The sequence below is a fragment of the Pseudoalteromonas piscicida genome (assembly GCF_002744175.1).
GTDB classification, from domain to species: domain Bacteria; phylum Pseudomonadota; class Gammaproteobacteria; order Enterobacterales; family Alteromonadaceae; genus Pseudoalteromonas; species Pseudoalteromonas piscicida_B.
In genome coordinates, this window is the sequence record NZ_NKHF01000101.1 from 80039 (window position 1) to 103403 (window position 23365).

Here is a 23365-nt window from a genome sequence, read left to right on the forward strand (position 1 = left end):
AGAACTCCGCCTTTTTCGGTATTAATAACCGCTAGCCTTTAGGCTCTGTTCTAAGCCCTAAGATCAAGCTTACGCACATCAATAGTAGTACGAAGGTAAACGGCAAGCCTGTTGAAATCGCACCTGCTTGTAACGCTTCTATGGCCTCTTTACCACCAATCCAAAGTAGTGCAGCGGCAATTGCGCCTTCAATACTGGCCCAGAATATACGTTGCGGTACTGGTGCATCTATCTTACCGCCTGCGGTAATGCTGTCGATCACCAAAGAACCAGAATCCGACGACGTAATAAAGAAGACCAACACGAGCAAAATAGCAGTAAATGACAATAGGTCGCTCATAGGTAGATTTTCAAACATTTGGAACATCGCAAGAGGCACTTCAGTTAGGCCGTCAGTACCGAGTGCACCAATGCTGTTTTTAACTTGATCAATAGCTAGACCACCATAGATAGACATCCAGATCACAGTGACCAGAGTTGGGATAAGAAGTACAGCGGTAATAAACTCGCGGATTGTACGTCCTTCAGATACGCGGGCGATAAACATTCCCACAAACGGTGACCAAGAAATCCACCAAGCCCAATAGAACACAGTCCAGCCCTGGAACCAAGCTTCATCTTCGCGGCCATGTGGGTTGCTCAGTGGAATGATATTTTCGACATACGCCATCACTGTAGTTGGAATGTTACCCAGTGCAATGGCAAAACCAGCTATCGCAACAAACAACAATAATACAAATGCGATAAGCATGTTAACGTTACTAAGCAGCTTTACTCCGCCATCAATACCACGCACTACGGAAATGATTGCCAGCGCTGTAACACCAATTATCACCGCAATTTCTAAACCGAGCCCGGCTTCAATACCAAACACATGCTGGATCCCAGCACCTGCCTGTTGCGCGCCTAGCCCAAGTGAAGTGGCAAGGCCAAACAAGGTTGCCAATACCGCAAGAATATCAATAACGTGACCAGGCCAACCCCATGCTTTGTCTCCTAGGATAGGATAAAAGATTGAGCGAATAGAAAGCGGTAGCCCTTTGTTGTAAGCAAAAAATGCGAGAGAAAGTGCAACAACTGCGTAAATAGCCCAAGGGTGTAAGCCCCAGTGGTACATGGTTGCACCCATAGCAAGTTCAGCAGCTTCTGGAGTATTAGCTGCAACATTCAATGGAGTTTCATACCAGCCTGTATAATACGCCACAGGCTCAGCAACGCCCCAAAACATCAGACCAATACCCATGCCCGCAGCAAATAGCATAGCCAGCCATGAGGCTCGACTATAACTGGGCTTTGCGTTTTCACCACCTAGACGGATTTTACCGTAAGGGGATAAGACGAGTGCGAGACAGAATATAACAAAGAAATTACCAGACCACATAAAGAGTGCATCAAAGTTGCCTATGATGTCCCACTTAATACCGTCTAGAGTCGTTTTAGCTGTGTTTGCATCAACTAATAATACGGCGACTAAAAAAGCCAATATCAACCCTGCACTAACACCAAAAACCGGGTTATGCACGTCAAAGCCCCACTTCTGAACGTTATCTTGTCCAACTGTGTAGTCCGTATTATCGATGCTGTACTTATCGTGGTGATTGCCCATGATATCCTCTTGTTGTTCTCATCGTGATACGACACCAAGCTGATATATTGACACAACAGTAGCTACTGTTGGTTATGCAAAACGATATAACACTTCGACAATAACTAGGCTCACAGTGAAGCAGAGTCTGACGGTAATCCTCTAATAATAATCAACCAGTGGTTGAGCATTATCACGGCGCCACGGCATCTTTGAATGCAAATCATGAAACTATGATAGCAATTGAATCTAGTTTTGATTACTCAGACTGTTGATGTAATCACATGCGCACACCTGTGATTACTTTAGTATCTGAGTATATGATGGGTTTATGTTAGTTACAGCGACAGCATACTGCCTCAATACTTGTAATTAAGATAAACCAACCGAACTGCTCTATCATTTAGCAATGGTATCAATATACTCTACCAACCGTTCAACACTAGGTTCAGCTAGTTGGTATGCTTTCAACTTGATATTCAGTCGATGCTTCTAAGCAGCAACCTTGTAAAGTTTAAACTTAGCTCCAAAATAATACCATTTTGACTTAATGCTTGCTCACTTTGAGGGCACAAATCAGACGTTAACTGCGTTAAAAATTATTATTTAGAACAAATAAAAAAACAATTTTTGCCTAGTTATGGACAAGATCCTCTCGCCTCAAAATAGCGCACTTAATTAAGCAAGTAGGTATTACTTATCAAAGCCAGCTTATCACTTATGTCTATTAGTTTAGGGGTTAAGTGGGAAAAGTAAATGGCTACTGAATTTTTTATTTAAAAATCATCACATTCATCAACTGGACACACTTCGCAGTGTAGAATATGGGGTTGTTTAAAGATATCTAAAAAAAACCCCTCTTGCGAGGGGTTTTGGGTAACTCAGCGCCTTTGGCACTGGGAATGAGGTCGGTACATTTAAACGTACAGGTGTGCTTTATTACGCTTCAAACTGCATTTCTGGGATCTCACCATCAACGATGAGCTTACCCGCAGTTTTGCTGATTATTTCATCAACACTAACACCCGGTGCGCGTTCTAGCAAATGGAATGCGCCGTCTTTTACTTCTAACACAGCTAAATCGGTTACGATTTTCTTCACACAATTCACGCCTGTAAGTGGCAGTGTGCATGACTCCAATAGTTTTGAATCACCGTGTTTACTAGCATGGGTCATGGTCACTATGATGTTGCGTGCACCAGCAACTAAATCCATCGCACCACCCATGCCTTTGATTAATTTTTTCGGGATCATCCAAGACGCGATATTGCCTTGTTGATCAACTTCAAATGCACCTAGTACCGTCAAGTCTACATGACCACCACGGATCATGGCAAAGCTTTCCGCACTATTAAAAATAGCTGCACCTGTCGCTGCTGTCACGGTTTCTTTACCCGCATTGATCATATCAGCGTCTACTTGGTCTTCAGTAGGGTAGGGACCCATACCGAGTAGGCCATTTTCCGATTGCAGCATCACTTCAATGCCGTTGGGAACATAGTTAGCGACTAAGGTAGGAATACCAATGCCTAAGTTAACGTAGTAGCCGTCTTCTAGCTCTTGCGCCACGCGCATTGCAATTTGTTCACGATTTAAACCCATGACTGCCTCCTATTTGCGCGTTGTGACACGTTCAATACGCTTTTCAAAGTCACCTTTGATCACGCGATTGACATAAATACCTGGGGTGTGGATTTGGCTTGGTTCAAGTTCACCTGGCTCCACAATTTCTTCTACTTCTGCTACCGTGATTTTTCCTGCGGTTGCAGCCATAGGGTTAAAGTTCATTGCCGTGTGGCGGAATACTAAGTTGCCGTATCGGTCTGCTTTCCACGCTTTAACAATGGCAAATTCGCCAGTAATTGACTCTTCCAAGATATATGGACGGCCATCAAATTCTTTTACTTCTTTACCCTCAGCAACGGGAGTACCGTACCCTGTTGCCGTGTAAAAAGCTGGGATCCCAGCACCACCGGCGCGCATCTTCTCTGCAAGCGTCCCTTGTGGCGTCAATTCAACGTCAATAACGCCGTCAAGAAGCTGCTGTTCAAACAGGGCATTTTCACCAACATAAGAGGCAATTATCTTCTTAATCTGACGATCTTTTAGCAAAATCCCCAGACCAAAGTCGTCAACACCACAATTGTTAGAAACTACGGTAAGTTCTTTTGTTTGCATGCGCTTAATTTCTGCAATTAAGCCCTCCGGAATACCGCATAAACCAAAGCCACCTGCAATGATAGTATCACCGTCTTTCAGACCTGCCATCGCTTCACGGTAGCTTGATACGACTTTATCGAAACCGGCCATAAGCCCACTCCTAATAATGTTATTGTTTTAAGATTGACAAGTTTGCTTGAGCGCTAACGACACTTTACTGCTTGGTGTTTTGTTTAGCGCATCACAAATCGCCCATCCTGCTTTTGCTAGCCTTTCTAAATCAATTCCACACTCAATGCCAAGTCCTTGTAGCAAGTAAACCACATCCTCAGTGGCAACATTTCCTGACGCACCTTTAGCGTAAGGACAACCACCAAGACCTGCAACTGCACTATCTACTGTCGCGATCCCCATTTGTAAGGCGGTATGTATGTTGGTTAACGCTTGCCCGTAGGTATCATGGAAATGCACTGCAAGCTTGTCTGCTGGTATATGTTGCAATAATAGCGTCAGCAGTTGATGGACTTTTTTAGGTGTACCAACACCTATGGTATCCCCTAGGCTGATTTCATAACAACCAAGTGACAACAATTGTTTACATACTGCTAAAACTTGCTCTGGTTGTACTTCACCTTGATAGGGGCAACCAACCACACAACTTACATAACCTCTTACTTTTATGTTGTTTTTTTGAGCAAGCTCAACAACGGGACGAAAGCGTTCAATACTTTGTTCAATCGTGCAGTTGATGTTTTTTTGAGTAAATGCCTCACTGGCTGCAGTGAAAATGGCAAATTCGTCGACCTGATTTTCGAGTGCAAGCTCTGCGCCTTTAAGGTTTGGCGTTAAGGCGCTTATTTCAACGCCATCACTACGCTCAAAGCCTTGTATTACCTCTGCAGAATCGGCCATTTGTGGCACCCATTTGGGTGACACAAACGCGCCTGCTTCTATGTGCTTGAGGCCTGCGTTTTTTAATGCATTGACCAGCGAGATTTTGGCTTCTGTGGCAACACTGACCTCATTTTGCAAGCCGTCACGGGCGCCGACTTCTACAATTTTGACCTTAGCCGGATACTGAGACATTAGTCTTGCTCCTCAACAATCGCCAGCATATCGCCATGACTGACCAGCTCGCCTTCTGCAAAGCAGTATGAAGTTAGCGTGCCATCAAATGGTGCATTTAGGGTATATTCCATCTTCATGGCTTCGATTATCACGACGGCATCACCTTTATTGACTTGGGTACCAATGGCTAATAAGTGTTTAACCACAGTGCCGTTCAATGGCGCTGCCAGCGGTGCGGCTTCGTGCTCATGATCGCTAATGTAATGCTTTGACTTAAGTTCAACGGTATGTTGATACGGGCCATACATAATAGTGATTGCGGTTTCGGTAACAATGGCACTGGCGCGTAACCGTGCACCATCAATCACCACTGTTAACTGGTGTCCATTTAATTCACATTCAACTTGGTGAATTTGCTCGTTAAACGAAACCTTCCAACCACCTTGAGATTGATAGGCACAAGCTTCATGATCTGCAAATGGTAAATCCACTTTCGCGGTTTGGTTAAGCCTAAAGCCTAGGTTTCCCCACACCGTGTTTTTACATGGTTGTTGGTGGCTAAGGTAGGCTGCACTGGCTAATAACACCATTTTATCCAGCGGCGTATTCGATTGAGTTAGTACGTCTGTTTGCGTGTCGATAAAGTGGGTATCAGGCGCTCCTGCCGTAAAAGTGGGGTGGCCAGCTAAGTGGTGTAAAAATGCAATGTTGGATTTCAATCCACACAGGTGCACTTGTTCTAAACTCGACTTTAACTTTAATAACGCTTGTTCACGGTTTTTACCATGCACGATGAGCTTTGCAATCATAGGGTCGTAAAATGGACTGATCTCATCACCTTGTTGTACGCCCGTGTCAATTCTTACGCCATCTTCGGCATCAGGAAAGCTAAGATGTGAAAGTACACCAGAAAACGGCATAAAGTTTTCTTCAGGATCTTCGGCGTAAATGCGCGCTTCAAAGCTATGACCAGATAACGAAACCTGCTCTTGAGTAAGCGGTAGTGGCTCACCTGCAGCTACCATAAGTTGCCATTCAACCAAATCGAGGCCGGTTACCATTTCTGTCACTGGGTGCTCGACTTGCAGGCGAGTGTTCATCTCCATAAAAAAGAACTCATCGCCACAGAGTAAAAACTCCACTGTGCCTGCACCGCGATAATTAATCGCTTGCGCACATCTTACAGCTGCTTCGCCCATTGCTTTGCGCATGTCATCACTCAAACCAGGCGCGGGCGCTTCTTCAATTACTTTTTGGTGGCGACGTTGCAGTGAACAATCTCTATCACCGAGATAAACACAGTTACCGTGACTATCGGCAAAAACTTGTACTTCAACGTGACGCGGCTTATCAACAAAACGCTCAAGCAATACTAAGTCATTGCCAAAGCTGGCAGTAGCTTCACGCTTAGCACCATGCAGCGCAGATAAAAACTCGCTACTGTCACGCACCACGCGCATCCCTTTACCACCACCGCCATAAGCGGCTTTGATAAGTACCGGGAAGCCGATTTTTTCTGCTTCTGCTTGCAAGAAATCATCTGCTTGTTTGTCGCCGTAGTACCCAGGTACTAAGGGCACGTTGGCGTCATGCATGATTTCCTTAGCACGGGTTTTTGAACCCATCGCTTCAATTGAGCTTGCCAGTGGACCAATAAACGCAATATTTTCCGCTTCACACGCTTTGGCAAACACTTCATTTTCAGATAAGAAACCGTAACCTGGGTGGATGCAGTCAACACCGGCTGATTTTGCAACTTCAAGGATTTTTTCTGCAACAAGGTAAGACTCTTTACTTGGCGCAGGGCCAATGTGGTAGGCTTCATCCGCGGCCTTAACGTGCATCGCATTGGCATCAGCATCAGAGTAAACCGCGACAGTGGTTAGGCCCATTTTCTTTGCGGTGCGCATTACACGGCAGGCAATTTCACCACGGTTTGCGACTAGAATTTTAGTTAGCATATTGACTCCTATTCGCTCGCGGCAGTTTGCCAGCGTGGGGCACGTTTATCGAAAAAAGCACTCAGACCTTCTTGGCCTTCTTCGCTTACTCTAATTTCAGCGATGCGTTTTGCTGTATGCTTTATCAATGTGTCGTCGATTGTGGTTCCCGCCACTTCATCGATAAGTGCTTTGGCACTTTTCACAGCAGCAGGACCATTGTTAAGCAAGGTATCGAGAAAATCCGCTTCGCTTTTTGCTAAATCGTCGCTTAATTCATGGATTAAGCCCATTTTAAGCGCCTTCTCTCCATCGAATACTTCGGCGGTTAAAAAGTAACGTCGTGCTTGGCGCTCACCAATAGCTTTAATGACATAAGGACTAATAACAGCCGGAATAAGGCCAAGCTTGACTTCGCTTAAACAGAATTTGGAGTTGTGCTCTGCGATGGCGATATCGCAACAGGCGATTAACCCGAGTGCGCCTCCAAAAGCCGCTCCTTGCACTAAACAGAGTGTTGGATGAGGGCAAGTAGCAAGCACTTGCATTAATTTAGCAAGCTCTAAAGAGTCAGCGACGTTTTCGTCATAGTCGTTATCTGCCATGGACTTCATCCACGTCAGGTCTGCCCCTGCTGAAAAGTGTTTGCCTTCGGTTTTTAATACCAGGGCCCTGATATCGAGGTCACTGGCATATTCTATATTTTTAATCAGCTCGGCAATCACCTCCGCATTGAAGGCATTATGTTTTTCTGGGCGACTTAGCTCTAAAATCGCCACTTTGCTTTTTGTTATCGTTAAAGTGACAGGCATAAGTGCTCCTTACATTCTGAAGACGCCAAATTTAGACTCTTTTTGCGGTGCATTGCTCGCAGCCTCTAAAGCAAGGCCAAGTACCGTGCGCGTATCTGCAGGGTCGATAACACCATCGTCCCAAAGTCTCGCGCTCGCATAATATGGGTGGCCTTGTTTTTCGTACTGCTCAATAATTGGCTTTTTAAATTCGCTGACTTCGGCGTCACTCATGCTAAGCCCTTTACGCGCTAAACCGTCTTGTTTAACCTGTGTTAATACACCAGCAGCTTGTTCACCACCCATGACGGAGATCCGTGCATTTGGCCACATCCACATCATGGTTGGTTCGTACGCTCTGCCACACATGCCGTAGTTACCCGCGCCGTATGAGCCGCCAATCAATACCGTAAACTTAGGCACATCAGCACAGGAAACAGCCGTAACCATTTTTGCTCCATGCTTGGCGATACCTTCCGCTTCGTATTTTTGACCAACCATAAATCCAGTAATGTTCTGCAAAAACAACAAGGGGATATTGCGCTGAGCACATAGCTGAATAAAGTGTGCCCCTTTTTGCGCAGATTCAGAAAAGAGAATACCGTTATTTGCGACGATCCCCACTGGATGGCCGTAAATTTCAGCAAAGCCAGTAACCAGTGTTTCGCCGAAGTAGCGTTTAAATTCATCAAACTGAGAGTCGTCGACGATACGCGCAATCACTTCACGTACATCGAAAGGCTTTTTCAGGTCGGTGCCAACAATGCCATAGACCTCATGAATGTCATAACGGGGCGGTTTGGCATCTTGCAGGATCGGGCGAGTAGGGCGCTGATGATTAAGGCGCGATACACATTGTCTTGCGATAGAGAGCGCGTGCTCGTCATTTTCGGCGTAATGGTCTGCTACGCCAGAGGTTTTACAGTGAACATCTGCACCACCTAATTCTTCCGCACTCACTTCTTCCCCGGTAGCCGCTTTCACGAGCGGGGGGCCTGCTAAGAATATCGTGCCTTGCTCTTTAACGATGATACTTTCATCGGCCATCGCTGGTACATAAGCGCCACCTGCGGTGCATAAACCCATTACCACAGCGATTTGTGGGATCCCTTTAGCAGACATACGGGCTTGGTTGTAGAAAATTCGACCAAAATGTAGCTTGTCTGGGAATACTTCGTCTTGCTCTGGCAGGTTTGCGCCACCAGAATCGACTAAATAGATACAAGGAAGATGGCAACGCTCAGCGATCTCTTGTGCTCTTAGGTGTTTTTTTACGGTAATAGGGAAGTAGGTTCCCCCTTTTACCGTTGCATCGTTTGCGACAATCATGCATTCAACACCCTTGACGCGCCCGATCCCAGCGACCACACCTGCACAAGGAATATCTTGTTCATAAACGCCGAATGCGGCGAATTGGCCAATTTCTAAAAATGGTGACCCCTCATCGAGTAAGGTTTCAATACGGTCACGGACAAATAACTTACCACGGCTTTGGTGACGGGCAATCAGCGCTTCACCACCACCTTGGCTCAGTATGGAGACTTTGTCTTTAAGGTCAGCAACCAGCGATGCCATCGCATCGCTGTTTGCCTTAAATTGGGGATCATGCGGATTGACCGCAGAATTTAGTACCGTCATGTAGCACTCCTAGCGACTTTCGTTGAATAGCTCACGTCCGATAAGCATACGACGGATCTCCGACGTACCAGCGCCAATTTCGTACAGCTTGGCATCGCGTAGTAGGCGTCCTGTTGGATATTCATTGATATAGCCGTTTCCGCCTAGTAATTGAATGGCATCAAGTGCAAGTTTGGTTGCAAGTTCTGCGGCATATAAAATGGCCCCAGCTGCGTCTTTACGCGTGGTTTCGCCACGGTCACAGGCTTTTGCAACGGTATAAACGTATGAACGCGCAGCGTTCATTTGTGTGTACATGTCAGCAATTTTACCTTGCACCAACTGGAACTCACCGATGGATTGGTTAAATTGTTGACGCTCATGGATATAAGGCACTACCACATCCATACAAGCTTGCATGATACCAAGCGGGCCACCAGCCAATACCACACGCTCGTAGTCTAGGCCACTCATGAGTACCTTAACGCCTTCGTTGTATTCGCCAAGGATGTTTTCTGCAGGTACTTCGCAGTTTTCGAATACCAGCTCACAGGTGTTTGAACCGCGCATACCAAGCTTGTCTAACTTTTGTGCCGTTGAAAAACCGGGGAAGCTTTTTTCAACGATAAAGGCGGTGATCCCGCGAGGGCCCGCATTGACATCGGTTTTCGCATAAATAACAAAAACGTCGGCATCTGGCCCATTGGTGATCCACATTTTATTGCCGTTTAGGATGAACTTGTCACCTTGCTTTTCAGCACGTAGCTTCATTGAGACAACGTCTGAACCTGCATTGGGCTCACTCATTGCCAGCGCGCCAATATGTTCACCGCTGATAAGTTTTGGAAGGTATTTTTCTTTTTGCGCTTGGTTGCCGTTACGGTTAATTTGGTTCACACATAGGTTTGAATGTGCCCCGTAGCTTAAGCCAATGGATGCACTCGCACGGCTTATCTCTTCCATTGCAATGACGTGTTCAAGATAGCCCATGTTTGAGCCGCCAAATTCTTCAGCGACGGTGATCCCAAGTAGGCCCATTTCACCAAACTTTGGCCACATTTGATTTGGAAATGCGTTTTCTTGGTCTGTTTTTTCAGCAAGCGGGGCTATTTCACTGGTAGCGAAACTATTCACATGATCACGGATCATGTCTGCTGTTTCACCTAGTCCAAAGTTTAATTCTTTATATAAAGATACTGTGCTCATCGGTATTCATCCTGTTGTGAGAGTTTATTTTTCGAGCTCATGTAAGGTATCGCGACAACGGCGTTCAGCCGTCACCAATTCCATTAAGACAACCTTGATGTCGTCCATTTGTTGGCTGAGATCGGCTTTTTTCTCTTCTATGAGTTGCAACATGGTTTTAAGCTGCTTTTCACTCGATTTGTCGGCGTCGTAAAGCTCAAATAAGCGGCCAGTTTCAGCAAGTGTAAAGCCAAGGCGTTTTCCGCGAAGAATCAGTTTTAAGCGAACTTTGTCACGTTTAGAGTAGATACGTGTTTGTCCTTGGCGCTTAGGAGAAAGCAACCCTTGGTCTTCGTAAAAACGAATACTGCGAGTAGTAATATCAAATTCCTTAGCTAACTCGCTGATTGAATAGGTAGGTTCATTTATTTCTTGCATTTTTATTTACACTTACAACGTCACTGATTAGACCAATATAAGTGAAGTTTACGTAAAGGTAAAGTAAGAATACCAGATCCTGCTTTAGTCTTATAAAAGCATTGGCATATGTTGTTTTGAATGTCATCAAACCTTCATTGGTGCTAGACAGAATAAGCGTTGGCAATAAATCTGTGCAACTAATCTTTACACTTACACCGATCTCATTTGCCTTGATTTTAGATTTACGTTGGCGTAAACGTAAATATTATGTATGCTCGAATACAGAGTTAAATTTTAATGAGCCAAAGCATGGCTTGTAAACAGGAGTTTTGCAATGAGTAACGAAGCTGTTGTCATCGTCGCTGCTAAGCGTACACCAATGGGTGGCTTCATGGGAAGCCTATCTGGCGCTACCGCCACAGACTTAGGTGCAACTGCTATTAAAGCAGTAATGAATGAAACAGGTCTTAGCGACGCGAGTATAGGCGAAGTGATCATGGGTTGCGTACTACCCGCAGGTCTTGGTCAAGCCCCAGCGCGTCAAGCGATGCTACATGCAGGGTTAGCACGTTCAACTGGTGCGACAACAATCAATAAAGTGTGCGGCTCGGGTCTAAAAGCTGCGATGTTTGCCCATGACCTTATTCGCTCTGGCAGTATTAGTTCTGCTATTGCTGGTGGAATGGAAAGCATGACAAATTCACCTTACTTTATTCCAAAGGCCCGTGGTGGAATGCGCATGGGTCATGGCGAAATCAAAGATCACATGATGGCTGATGGTTTAGAAGATGCCTATGACAACAAAGCGATGGGTTGTTTTGCGCAAGATACAGCAGACCAATATGGCATAACTCGTGAACACATGGACGAATTTGCACTTGGCTCGCTAAGTAAAGCAAACGCCGCAATTGATAATGGTAGCTTTACCAACGAGATTGCTCCTCATGTGATAAGCACACGCAAAGGGGATGTTGAAGTGCAAATTGACGAGCAACCAGGTAATGCCCGTCCAGACAAAATTCCATCACTTCGCCCAGCATTTAAAAAAGACGGCACAATCACAGCGGCTAACTCGTCATCGATTTCAGATGGTGCAGCAGCACTGATTTTAATGAGTGAATCAGAAGCGAAAAAACACGGTTTAACACCGCTTTGTAAGATCGTTGCTCATGCGACTCATTCACAGGCGCCAGCAGAATTTACCGTTGCGCCAGTCGGTGCGATGAACAAGTTGCTTGAAAAAGCAGGTTGGTCAACCGCTGACGTTGATCTTTGGGAAATCAATGAAGCATTTGCCATGGTGACTATGCTAGCTATTAATGAAATGCAGCTTGATAGCAGCAAAGTTAATGTTAACGGTGGTGCTTGTGCACTTGGTCACCCAATCGGTGCAAGCGGTGCACGTATTCTAGTTACACTCATCCATGCTCTAAAAAACCGCGGTTTATCAAAAGGCGTTGCATCGCTTTGTATCGGCGGTGGTGAAGCCGTTGCGCTTGCGGTGGAAGTGTAAGTTACTGCAATTTATTTCGTTCAAGGGGCGCTGCGTTTTCCATAATTCTAATCACTTACGCAGCGCATAAACTCGTTTTATGGGGAGGAGTGCTTCATGCACCAAGTACCTTTATACATCAACGGTGAATTTTCACAGTCTCAGTCTGACAAATGGTTAGACGTTGTTAATCCAGCCAACCAAGAAGTACTCGCGAAAGTGCCTTGTGCTACTAACGAAGAAGTACAAGCGGCAATCCATTCTGCTCAAGAAGCATTTAAAACGTGGCGTAATGTTCCGGTAACGGAACGCGCAAGAATTATGATGCGTTATGCGGCGCTTCTTAAAGAACACCAAGAAGAAATCGCAACTATTATCTGCCATGAACTAGGCAAAACTTTCGAAGATGCGAAAGGCGATGTATGGCGCGGTATTGAAGTGGTTGAGCAAGCGTGCAATGCCCCTTCAATGATGATGGGTGAGACGGTCGAAAACGTTGCCCGTAACATCGACACCTATTCATACACCCAGCCGCTAGGCGTTTGTGCAGGTATTACGCCATTTAACTTCCCTGCGATGATCCCGCTGTGGATGTTCCCAATGGCAATTGTATGTGGTAACACCTTTGTACTTAAGCCATCAGAGCAAGATCCACTAACGCCAATGCGCTTGGTTGAATTGTTTGAAGAAGCTGGTGCGCCAAAAGGCGTACTACAGGTAGTACACGGTAGTAAGGAGCAGGTTGACCAAATCCTTGAAGCGCCGGAAATTCGCGCGATTTCTTTCGTGGGTTCTTGTGGTGTTGGTCAGTACATTTACAGCAAAGGTACGCAAAATCTCAAACGCGTTCAAGCGTGTGTTGGTGCAAAAAACCATATGGTTATCATGCCTGATGCGAAAAAAGAACAAGTGATCAATAATTTGGTTGGCTCTTCGGTAGGCGCGGGTGGCCAGCGCTGTATGGGGATCTCAGTTGCCGTTTTTGTGGGTCAATCACAGCAGTGGGTAGAAGAGTTGAAAGACGCGATGGCAAAGGTGCGTCCAGGTGTTTGGGATGACCCCGAGGCCGCTTATGGTCCGCAAACTACGCCGCAGGCAAAAGCGCGCATTTTATCACTGATTGACAGCGGTAAGCAGCAAGGCGCAACGTGTTTGCTAGACGGTTCTGACTTTACCGTTGAGGGCTATGAAAGTGGCAACTGGGTAGGTCCAACACTGTTTTCAAACGTCACAACAGAGATGGATATTTACAAAGAAGAAATTTTTGGCCCCGTGCTTTGCTGCGTATTTGTTGATAGCTTAGATGAAGCAATTGCGCTGATTAATAACAACCCTTACGGCAACGGTACGTCGTTATTTACTGCAAGTGGTGGTGCTGCACGTAAGTTCCAGCGTGAAATCGAAGTGGGTCAAGTTGGTATTAATATTCCTATTCCTGTGCCATTGCCATTCTTTTCATTCACGGGTTGGAAGAATTCATTTTATGGCGACCAACACACCTATGGTAAGCAAGGCGTGCGCTTCTATACAGAAACAAAAACGATTACCTCGCGTTGGTTTGACGACGAGGCAGTTAGTGGTCCAAATATGAGTATCAACCTAAGATAACTCATATTGTATAGCGTGCTCTGCAGGGGGAGCACGCTATTTTTTTACCAGAACGATAAGAATGACCGACACATATTCAGGGTGTCAGAACAGCAAGAGAGGTCTAGCGTGGACTTTAACCTAAACGAAGATCAACAAGCATTTGCCGATATGGCGTACCAATTTGCAATGAGCGAGCTTGCTCCACATGCAGCAAAATGGGATCAAGAGCACATTTTTCCAAAAGACGTAATTCAAAAAGCAGGTGAGCTTGGTTTTTGCGGTCTATATACGCCAGAAGAGGCAGGTGGTCTGGGTTTATCTCGCCTTGACTCAAGTATTATTTTTGAACAACTTTCAATGGGATGTACAGCGACTACTGCCATGTTAACTATCCATAATATGGCAACGTGGATGATAGCGAGCTTTGCAACGGACGAAACCAAAGCAAAATATATGGATCAGTTAGTAACAGGTGAGCTACTGGCTTCTTACTGCTTAACTGAACCAGGTTCTGGCTCAGATGCCGCATCGCTGAAAACAAAAGCTGTAAAAGAAGGCGATGAGTACGTATTGTCTGGCTCCAAAATGTTTATTTCGGGCGCCGGTGAAACTGACGTCTTGGTGGTAATGGCAAGAACTGGTGAAGCAGGCCCTAAAGGCATTTCAGCCTTTGTTGTACCCGCAGATGCTGACGGCGTTATTTATGGTAAAGCTGAAGAGAAAATGGGGTGGAACGCCCAACCTACACGCCTTATTACACTTGAAAACGTTCGTATCCCAGCGGCTAACCTGTTAGGTCAGGAAGGCGAAGGTTTCAAATTTGCCATGCAAGGCCTTGATGGTGGTCGTATTAATATTGCGACTTGTTCACTGGGGACGGCGCAACAAGCTCTCAATACCGCCAAACAGTATATGCAAGAGCGTTCTCAGTTTGGTAAGCCTTTAGCGGCGTTCCAAGCACTACAATTTAAAATCGCAGATATGAACACTGAGCTTGTGGCTGCGCGCCAAATGGTTCGACTTGCGGCATTTAAACTGGATAGTAATGACCCGGAAAAAACCACTTACTGTGCAATGGCAAAACGCTTCGCCACAGATGTTGGCACTAAAGTGTGTGATGATGCCCTGCAAATTCATGGTGGTTATGGGTATATCAAAGAGTATCCACTTGAGCGCCACTTACGTGACGTACGTGTTCATCAGATCCTTGAAGGTACAAACGAAATCATGCGTGTAATTATTGCACGTCGGATCTTAGCTGAAGGCGCTGCTAGCGTCCTATAAGGAGAGCATCATGACTGCACAATTAAAACTCGAAAAACAAGGCCACACAGCCGTTGTTACGATGTCAAATCCACCCGCGAATACGTGGACTAAAGACACATTAACTGCACTTAAAAATTTAGTAATCGAATTAAACGCAGATAAAGAAATCTATTCCTTAGTGATCACAGGCGAGGGTGAAAAGTTCTTTTCAGCCGGTGCCGATCTAAACGTATTTGCTGACGGCGACAAAGGAGTCGCTGCGGATATGTCTCAAGTGTTTGGTGAGGCATTTGAAACATTAAGCGACTTTAGAGGCGTATCTATTGCTGCCATCAATGGTTTTGCTATGGGTGGCGGCTTAGAAGTGGCGCTGGCATGCGATATTCGCATCGCTGAAGCACAAGCACAAATGGCACTTCCTGAAGCGAAAGTCGGTTTGTTACCTTGTGCTGGCGGGACACAAAACTTGTCGTGGCTTGTAGGCGAAGGCTGGGCAAAACGTATGATTTTATGCGGTGAACGCTTAAAAGCCGATAAAGCACAGCAAATTGGCTTAGTTGAAGAAGTGGTCGAGCAGGGGAAAGCACTGGAAGCGGCGCTTGAACTTGCTAAAAAAGTAGAAGATCAAAGCCCTGTTGCAGTGACTGCTTGTAAGGCACTTATTCAAAAAGGCCGTACTGGCACAATTAATAGTGCACTGCCGCTTGAGCGCGAGTTGTTTGTAACACTATTCGATACGCAAGACCAGAAAGAAGGTGTGAACGCATTCTTAGAAAAGCGTAAAGCAAATTGGGTGAACGGCTAATGGTTGAGTTTGAGCTAATAAATCATGAAGAGGCGCCGGTTATATTCGAGCAGGCCACTTGCCATAACGGGATGAAAATAGCCTTAGCAACACTTAATGCGCCAAAAGCATTGAATGCATTAAACCTCGATATGATCCGTTTGCTCGAGCCACAACTAGCAGCTTGGGCAAACGACCCGCAAATCGCAATGGTCGTGTTAAAAGGTGCAGGAGAAAAGGCGTTTTGTGCAGGCGGCGATGTAGTGAGTTTATATCGCGAAATGTCATCAGATACCAGTAACGCGTTAATAGAAACCTTTTTCAGCGAAGAGTATCGGTTAGATTATCAAATCCATAACTATGATAAGCCAATTCTTCTTTGGGGGAATGGCATCATTATGGGTGGTGGACTGGGTTTAACAGCTGGTGCCAGCCATAAAGTGATGACGGAAACGTCACGTATCGCTATGCCAGAGATCACCATTGGCTTATACCCTGATGTTGGTGGTAGCTATTTTCTCAATAAAATGCCAAAAGGCGTTGGACTATTCTTGGGACTCACAGCTGCAAACATTAACGCTGCAGATGCCAAGCTGGTCGGCCTCGCCGATCATTTTATGGACTCAGAAAAGTTGAGCTTACTGTTACAAAACTTAGTTGAAGTGAATTGGGGTAAAACCAATGTTTTAAACCATGAGAAGTTAACTCAACTGTTGTTGTCGTTAGATGAAGCATCACATACGCCGCCAAAAAGTGAAATTAAACCACTGATCAAGTCATTCGAAGCGCTTGATGAGATTAGCACTTTATCTGAGCAAGTTGATTTTATCCTGAGTATGGATAGCACTGACAATAAATGGCTTGCAAAAGCGCAAGCTGCATTAAAACATGGCTCACCATTAAGCGCAGCCCTTGTGAAAGCGCAACTCAAGCGCAGTAACGGCAAAACGCTCAAAGACTGCTTTAAACAAGAGTTAGGGATGTCGGTAAGAGCTGGGGAGTTTGGTGAGTTTCAAGAAGGTGTTCGCGCCTTGCTGATTGATAAAGACGGCCAACCGAACTGGCGCTTTAAGTCTGTGGCTGAAGTAACACAAGACGCGCTCGATAGCTTTTTCGCACCTCGTTGGGATGATAATAATCACCCATTACGTGACCTATAAGGAGTGACTGACATGGCACAAGTAGGATTTATCGGTTTAGGTAATATGGGTGGGCCAATGGCCATTAACCTATTGAAGGCCGGCCACCAAGTATGTGTATTCGATTTAAACCCTGAGGCTGTTGCGACGCTAGAAGCAAGTGGCGCGACGAAAGCGACCGTTGTGAGCGATGTATGTCGCGAAGCCGATTATGTGATCAGCATGTTGCCTGCAGGGAAGCATGTTCGTGCGGTGTATACCGGCGATGATGGGTTAATTAATTATCTTGGTAAAAATACACAAGTGATTGATTGTTCCACCATTGATGCTGAATCAGCTCAGTTTGTTGGGAACAAGTTAGCTGAGTCGGGAATTGCATTTGTCGATGCCCCCGTTTCTGGTGGTGTTGCAGGCGCAGCAGCGGGCACGTTAACGTTTATTGTGGGTGGTAACAAGGCTGACTTTGAACGTGCTCACGTGGTACTAACCAATATGGGTAAGAATATCTTCCATGCTGGTGATATTGGCGCGGGACAAGTCGCTAAGATATGTAACAATATGCTGCTATCAATACTTATGGCAGGCACAAGTGAAGCACTGCAAATGGGTGTTGACCATGGCTTAGATCCCAAAGTATTGAGCGAAATTATGCTAAATAGCTCAGGTCGTAACTGGACGCTTGAGCTCTACAACCCATGTCCTGATGTACTAGAAAATGTGCCTTCTTCGAACGGTTATAAACCAGGCTTTATGGTTGACTTAATGGCTAAAGATCTGGGCCTTGCGATGCAGTCCGCGCAGCAAACCAACTCGGCAACTCCGATGGGGGCGCTGGCTAAGAATCTGTATAACTTGATGCAGAATCAAGGTAAAGGCAGTGAAGACTTTAGTGCGATTTTTAAGCTTTATTCAGAGAAATAGGACACTATGGATATTAACAATAAAACAGTTGTGATCACCGGTGGTGCGCAGGGGTTAGGCCTTGCAATGGCAACTGAAATGGCAAAGCAAGGTGCTAACCTTGCGCTAATAGATATGCAAGAAGATGTACTTGCAGAAGCGAAAAGTGAACTGGCGCAATTTAACACAGAAGTTAAAACTTATGTTGCCAATGTAAGTCAAGAATCTGATGTAGAAAATGTGTTTAATGCCATCGTGAATGACTTTGGCGGGATTTCAGTGTTAATCAATAACGCTGGTATTTTACGTGACGGTTTGCTACTTAAAGCGAAAGACGGGCAAGTCATCGATAAAATGTCGCTGTCGCAATTTCAATCCGTTATTGATGTGAATCTAACCGGTGTTTTCCTTTGTGGTCGCGAAGCTGCTGTCAAAATGGTTGAAGCGGGTAACGGCGGCGTGATTATTAATATGTCGAGTGTTGCACGAGCTGGTAATATGGGACAAACCAATTATTCGGCGGCCAAGTCAGGCGTTGTAGCAATGACTACCAGCTGGGCTAAAGAGTTAGGCCGCTTTGGTATTCGTGTAGGCGCAATTGCGCCCGGTGTGATCCGCACCAAAATGACCGATGCAATGAAGCCTGAAGCAAAAGAGCGCTTGGTGAAAATGAAGCCAGTTGGGCGTCTTGGCGAAGCACAAGAGATTGCTCATACAGCAAAATACATTATTGAAAACGATTTCTTTACGGGACGTGTCGTCGAAATTGACGGTGGCATTCGCCTGTAACGAAAAAAGGCTTGGTTTTACAGTGTGTATTCCAAGTTCCTACTTGAGTGTGTGAAGCGGCAATGCATATTGCCGCTTTTTTATTTGAAAGACATAAAATTAGTTAGGAGAAATGCTTGAAATTATCTGGGATACATCACGTCGCAGTTATTTGTTCTGACTACCAAAGATCAAAGGTATTTTATACCGAAGTACTTGGTTTACGTATACTCAATGAAAGCTATCGAAAAGATAAAGCGTCTTTTAAATTAGATCTTGCGTTGCCAGATGGGGGGCAGATTGAGTTGTTTTCTTTTCCTAACTCGCCAAAACGACCATCATATCCAGAGGCGCAAGGACTGAGACATTTAGCATTTAGCGTGTCAGATATTGAAACTTGTATTGCGCACCTTTTGCGGCATCAAGTTGCTGTGGAGCCTGTTCGAATCGATGAATTTACGGGAAAACGGTTTACCTTCTTCAGTGACCCTGATGGCTTGCCGCTGGAGCTATATGAGCAATGTTAAGATAGTAATTTCTTTAAAAGGGCTAAATTATGTATGAGATGTTAGTGGCGATGGAAATTCATAACAGCGAGGGATATGCCAAATATCGTAAAGCGATGAAGCCAATCTTAAAACAATATGGCGGTGGATTTAGTAACGATTTCCACATTGCAGAAACCTTGCTAACCGAGGGGCGGTGTCAAGCAAATCGACTTTTTACAATATATTTTCCTGATCAAGCTTCAATGGAATCCTTCTTCAGTGACGCTGAATATGAAGCGGTTAAAGCGCGACACTTTGAAGATAGCGTCAGTAGGTTTGATATTTTGGCGAGCTACACTAGATAAGGCTAAAACAAGGAGCAAAATTGGGTAAAGTTTATTCTATGTGGGTCGATAACGTTTAATAACTCCGCGGTAAATTGAATTTGTAACAAGGATATAGGTTATGAATATAAGACCACCATATCAAATGAATAACGGCAATGTTGTAAACTCAACATCGTCAGAAAAACTACATGAAAAGGTCAGAGAAGTTGCGACAAATAGGGCCGACGATGAGCCCAATCAATTACCTAGTTCAGACAATGAATTAACTATTGATTTTTCTTACACACAATCACCAGTCACCTATAATAAGCAGTTAATACGTGGGCTGGAGCTTGGAATGCTGGGCTTAACCCATTATGGAATTAATCGAGAACATATCGGCACGGATGAAAATGGTCATATCTATAGAGACACCTATGGCGATTTTGAAGGACGTGAAAAAATAGATGAATTTTTGGCGATATTCGATCGGTTAGATGAAAAGCAACAGTTTGAATTTGCTCACTTTAAACCAACAGACGCGCTTTTAGATGTCGCCAGTAGACTTTCGGATGAAGAACTTGGAGAGCTTACCGATTTTATTGTCAAATCGTTGTCCATCAACTTATTCGGTAAAAAAAAGGATGATTACTCTACCGAGCTGATAAATAAGCTCAGCAATATGTCAGATGAAGTATTGCAAGACACAGTAAAAACCATGTCAAAACTGATGGAGCAGGCCGACAATAAAGTGTTTGCTGAACCAAACTTACCCCCTTACTTACTTGACAAAGACGGTCACACTGATTTTGATTTAAGTGTGAGAGATTTGGACTTTTTTGAAGGTGTAAATGCTTTCGGCAATATGAATAATCAGCTACTTAATGATTTTGCACAGTTTGTCGTTGGTAACAAATTCTCAGATGGAGAGTTACTTGAACTCAATGCAACTCTCTCTAATGCAGACTTTGATACCAGTAAAGGGATATTGGATATGGCAACTTTAGTCAAGGCTAGTGATAGAACTAGCTTTATGGAAATGTTGAGCGAGGTTGATATCGATGAGCCAAATAACCTGTTTTCACGACTGAGCAAACTGAATTACAAGGCCGAAAATACTGAGTATTTTAAAACAGATAATCAGGAATACGTAAGATATGAAGGGAAGCCTGCCGACGATAATGAAAGAAGCCGGCTATATAAGCAACTTATAAAAGCGTATGAGACCCAAGGTGTTGGTTGGATGAACGACGTGCTTGAGCAATCCAAAGAGGCGCCTGTTAAAACCCAGCTTAATATGTGGTTATCTATCTTAGAAGATGTTGAAGAAAATCCTGAAGCTTTCAAACACTCGGATTCAGTTGAGACCTGGATGGAGAAGAATTTAGCGGGCATTGTTGACGATCACTACCGAGATATTAAAGAGAAGATATTTGAGCGTAATGAGGAGCTAGATCACTTTCTCGACATGGATATGCTTGAGCTGATTGAGTTAGATGAAACTGAGGCTGAAGAATCAAAGCCTGATGAGCAAGCACCTGGTTCTCAATAGAATGTCTATCACTTTGCGAAAATTGTTCTACACTTAGCTGATAACTGAACAAGTTAAGTATTTCAAGAGCTTGTTATACCAAATGTATTAAGTAAATGCGCTATTTGAAGCACAGAAATAGTTTTAGTAGCTAGGCAAGTAGCTAGGCAAAAAATTTTGCTATTTAGTCGTTCTAAATGAGAAATTTCTAACGACGCCAATATGCTATTTCATCCTTCAAATTGATTCGAAAATTAATTCAATTGGTATTATAACTCGTTGCGAAATTACGGCATCGCAGGTTGATTTCAGGAGAATATGATGCGAGGTGTAATATTTAGGGGTCTTGAAGAGTTAGTAATTGAAGCGCTTGGCATGCAGGCATGGGACGAATTATTAGAAGCTTACGCACCAACGGGGAGAGTATATGTTTCACCTACGTCTTACCCTGATGAAGAGTTATTTGCGCTGGCTCAGGGAGTGGCGGCTAAGCTGGGTAAACCTTTAACTGAGGTCTTAGCTATATTTGGCCAGTCACTATTTGGTTTTCTAGCTGAAAAGCATAAAGGGATCGCGGCTAAGTTTGAGTCATTTGAGGAGCTAGTTTTATCTATTGATAGTGTGATCCATATGGAAGTGAAAAAGCTCTATGATGAACCTAACCTGCCGTCAATTAATGTTGTAAAAGAGGACGATAAGACACTCATACTAGAATATTGCTCGAAACGGAAGCTATGCTTTTGTGCGGAAGGGTTGCTGCATGGTGCTGCTCAGCATTACAGTCGTAAACTATCAATCGAGCACCCTCAATGCATGCATAATGGCGCTGAGCATTGCACATTAATCCTGCATCTGGATTGACCTATGCAGGAGGATAATGAATATAAAAAGGCGTATCTAAGAGAAAAGCGGGCGCGGGACGAAGTTGAGTCTTTGCTTGAAGAGAAAACTCGTGCTTTATATCTTGCTAATCAAACACTTGAGCGCCAACTTGAGCAGTTGAAAAATCAACAGGCAGTTCTTATTAATAACGACAGAATGGCGACACTCGGTACTCTCTCGTCAGGTGTAGCACATGAACTGAATAATCCGTTGGCCTATGTTGCAGGAAATCTAGAGGCGCTTCATTATTACGTGCCAGTGTTATTGGAGTTAATTGACACGGTGAAAGTGTCGACACAAGCGCAGTTAACTAGTGACACCTTGGCTATGAAGCTTAACGACATATATGTTAGCAAAAATTTAGGAGATCTGGCAGAGGATTTACCTGAGCTAATCGATGATACCTTACATGGCTGTGAGCGCATAAAAACCATAGTGGGTGATTTAATGAACTTTTCCCGCTCAAACAACGATAGCTTTGCTAAAGCCCCTCTCAAACCAATAGTTGAAGACACTCTTCGTCTACTCAATGGCCAGTTAAAGGGGTTGGAATTAACCATTGCAGTGGAAGAGGTCCCTGCAATTTTATGTAAAGACGGTGCAATAAAACAAGCAATTATTAACCTATTAGCTAACGCAAAATATGCGGTAGAGATGAGCCATAAACCGCATAAAGCCATAGAAGTATTGCTGGCCCTAGGCCACGAGGAGAATATTGTATTGAGCATTAGTGATAATGGGATCGGTATCGACCCTGATGTTATCCCTAGGCTATTTGACCCATTTTTTACAACCAAACCCGTAGGTGAGGGTACTGGGATGGGCTTGGCTGTGACTCATGCGATAGTTAAAGAACATCAAGGAAAGATTGAAGTGCAAAGTCAAGAAGGGGTTGGCAGCCAGTTTACTGTGTCTTTACCACTAGCTCTCAAACGAGAGGCTGAACCTCAATTTCCGTAGCTTATAGCTGACCAAGCGGTGTTCACTACTCAGTTAACACCGCATTTTACCAAGTTGTTGTAACGATTACCGACCACCTCTCCGTTCAACAAAGTAGTGGCTTCTATACCTAAGACAGTATTCAAATCAATTATTCAAATCAATGACACCCACTTCTTTTTGAATTGATATCAAAAATTTGTCTCAAAGAAATATGAAAATACTTAAATTACTCGGATAAAGGTATCCATTGATAGGCTTATTCAAATCAATGACACCCACTGCTTTTTGAATTGATATCAGAAGTTTGTCTCAAAGAAATATGAAAATACTTAAATTGCTCGCATAAAGGCATCCATTGATAGACTATTTTTTGGTGATTAGGTGTTGTATCACTGTGCTCAAACTGAGTTATCGCACACGACAATGCGCTGTAAATGCAACAGTTACCGGTTTTTGAGTTGAGAGTGCTCGCTGTACTAAGCCAATAAACT

21 protein-coding genes are annotated in these 23365 nt (G+C 44.4%); 12 read left to right on the top strand and 9 right to left on the bottom strand.

Features of this window, described 5'->3' with window-relative positions:
- Window positions 1-31 precede the first annotated feature (31 nt).
- The 9 genes from CEX98_RS20610 to CEX98_RS20650 form a co-directional block, all read right to left on the bottom strand.
- Window positions 32-1606 (bottom strand): BCCT family transporter, encoded by a 1575-nt coding sequence (locus CEX98_RS20610; protein ID WP_099643866.1) that lies wholly within the window; start codon window positions 1604-1606, stop codon window positions 32-34.
- A 918-nt stretch (window positions 1607-2524) separates the two neighbouring features.
- On the bottom strand, window positions 2525-3187 hold the full coding sequence (locus CEX98_RS20615; protein ID WP_099643867.1) for a CoA transferase subunit B: 663 nt from the start codon (window positions 3185-3187) through the stop codon (window positions 2525-2527).
- 9 nt (window positions 3188-3196) lie between these two features.
- A complete protein-coding gene (locus CEX98_RS20620) occupies window positions 3197-3895 on the bottom strand; it encodes a CoA transferase subunit A (RefSeq protein ID WP_099643868.1) in 699 nt (232 codons plus the stop codon).
- Between the two features lie 27 nt (window positions 3896-3922).
- Window positions 3923-4831, bottom strand: coding sequence for a hydroxymethylglutaryl-CoA lyase (locus CEX98_RS20625; RefSeq protein ID WP_099643869.1), 909 nt, complete (start codon window positions 4829-4831; stop codon window positions 3923-3925).
- A complete protein-coding gene (locus CEX98_RS20630; protein WP_099643870.1) occupies window positions 4831-6774 on the bottom strand; it encodes an acetyl-CoA carboxylase biotin carboxylase subunit in 1944 nt (647 codons plus the stop codon). Before CEX98_RS20630 ends, CEX98_RS20625 begins: the two co-directional genes overlap by 1 nt.
- Window positions 6775-6782: 8 nt before the next feature.
- Window positions 6783-7565: an enoyl-CoA hydratase/isomerase family protein gene (locus CEX98_RS20635; protein WP_099643871.1), complete on the bottom strand. Its 783-nt coding sequence runs from the start codon at window positions 7563-7565 to the stop codon at window positions 6783-6785.
- 9 nt (window positions 7566-7574) lie between these two features.
- Window positions 7575-9182 carry a carboxyl transferase domain-containing protein gene (locus tag CEX98_RS20640; protein ID WP_099643872.1) on the bottom strand — a complete coding sequence of 536 codons (1608 nt, stop codon included), beginning with the start codon at window positions 9180-9182 and terminating at the stop codon, window positions 7575-7577.
- Between the two features lie 9 nt (window positions 9183-9191).
- Window positions 9192-10367, bottom strand: coding sequence for an isovaleryl-CoA dehydrogenase (locus CEX98_RS20645; RefSeq protein ID WP_099643873.1), 1176 nt, complete (start codon window positions 10365-10367; stop codon window positions 9192-9194).
- A 24-nt stretch (window positions 10368-10391) separates the two neighbouring features.
- Entirely contained in the window at window positions 10392-10784 is a 393-nt protein-coding gene (locus CEX98_RS20650; RefSeq protein WP_099643874.1) for a MerR family transcriptional regulator, read from the bottom strand.
- A gap of 316 nt (window positions 10785-11100) precedes the next feature.
- Between CEX98_RS20650 and CEX98_RS20660 the strand changes: the two genes are divergently transcribed.
- The 12 genes from CEX98_RS20660 to CEX98_RS20715 all read left to right on the top strand — a co-directional run bounded on the left by CEX98_RS20660 (window position 11101) and on the right by CEX98_RS20715 (window position 22892).
- Entirely contained in the window at window positions 11101-12279 is a 1179-nt protein-coding gene (locus tag CEX98_RS20660) for a thiolase family protein (RefSeq protein ID WP_099643876.1), read from the top strand.
- A gap of 96 nt (window positions 12280-12375) precedes the next feature.
- On the top strand, window positions 12376-13866 hold the full coding sequence (locus tag CEX98_RS20665) for a CoA-acylating methylmalonate-semialdehyde dehydrogenase (protein WP_099643877.1): 1491 nt from the start codon (window positions 12376-12378) through the stop codon (window positions 13864-13866).
- A gap of 108 nt (window positions 13867-13974) precedes the next feature.
- Window positions 13975-15132, top strand: coding sequence for an acyl-CoA dehydrogenase family protein (locus CEX98_RS20670; RefSeq protein WP_099643878.1), 1158 nt, complete (start codon window positions 13975-13977; stop codon window positions 15130-15132).
- A 10-nt stretch (window positions 15133-15142) separates the two neighbouring features.
- Window positions 15143-15919, top strand: a complete 777-nt coding sequence (locus CEX98_RS20675) for an enoyl-CoA hydratase (RefSeq protein WP_099643879.1) — start codon at window positions 15143-15145, stop codon at window positions 15917-15919.
- Window positions 15919-17058, top strand: a complete 1140-nt coding sequence (locus CEX98_RS20680; protein ID WP_099643880.1) for an enoyl-CoA hydratase/isomerase family protein — start codon at window positions 15919-15921, stop codon at window positions 17056-17058. Before CEX98_RS20675 ends, CEX98_RS20680 begins: the two co-directional genes overlap by 1 nt.
- Window positions 17059-17070: 12 nt before the next feature.
- Window positions 17071-17958, top strand: a complete 888-nt coding sequence (gene mmsB, locus CEX98_RS20685) for a 3-hydroxyisobutyrate dehydrogenase (RefSeq protein ID WP_099643881.1) — start codon at window positions 17071-17073, stop codon at window positions 17956-17958.
- A gap of 6 nt (window positions 17959-17964) precedes the next feature.
- Window positions 17965-18726, top strand: a complete 762-nt coding sequence (locus tag CEX98_RS20690) for an SDR family oxidoreductase (RefSeq protein ID WP_099643882.1) — start codon at window positions 17965-17967, stop codon at window positions 18724-18726.
- A 116-nt stretch (window positions 18727-18842) separates the two neighbouring features.
- Window positions 18843-19232: an SMU1112c/YaeR family gloxylase I-like metalloprotein gene (gene gloA2 / locus CEX98_RS20695; RefSeq protein WP_099643883.1), complete on the top strand. Its 390-nt coding sequence runs from the start codon at window positions 18843-18845 to the stop codon at window positions 19230-19232.
- 29 nt (window positions 19233-19261) lie between these two features.
- A complete protein-coding gene (locus CEX98_RS20700; RefSeq protein WP_099643884.1) occupies window positions 19262-19558 on the top strand; it encodes a DUF1330 domain-containing protein in 297 nt (98 codons plus the stop codon).
- A gap of 100 nt (window positions 19559-19658) precedes the next feature.
- Window positions 19659-21071, top strand: coding sequence for a hypothetical protein (locus CEX98_RS20705; RefSeq protein WP_099643885.1), 1413 nt, complete (start codon window positions 19659-19661; stop codon window positions 21069-21071).
- A 300-nt stretch (window positions 21072-21371) separates the two neighbouring features.
- On the top strand, window positions 21372-21911 hold the full coding sequence (locus tag CEX98_RS20710) for a heme NO-binding domain-containing protein (protein ID WP_099643886.1): 540 nt from the start codon (window positions 21372-21374) through the stop codon (window positions 21909-21911).
- A 3-nt stretch (window positions 21912-21914) separates the two neighbouring features.
- Complete coding sequence (locus CEX98_RS20715) at window positions 21915-22892, top strand: sensor histidine kinase (RefSeq protein ID WP_099643887.1); 978 nt, start codon at window positions 21915-21917, stop codon at window positions 22890-22892.
- Window positions 22893-23365 lie beyond the last annotated feature (473 nt).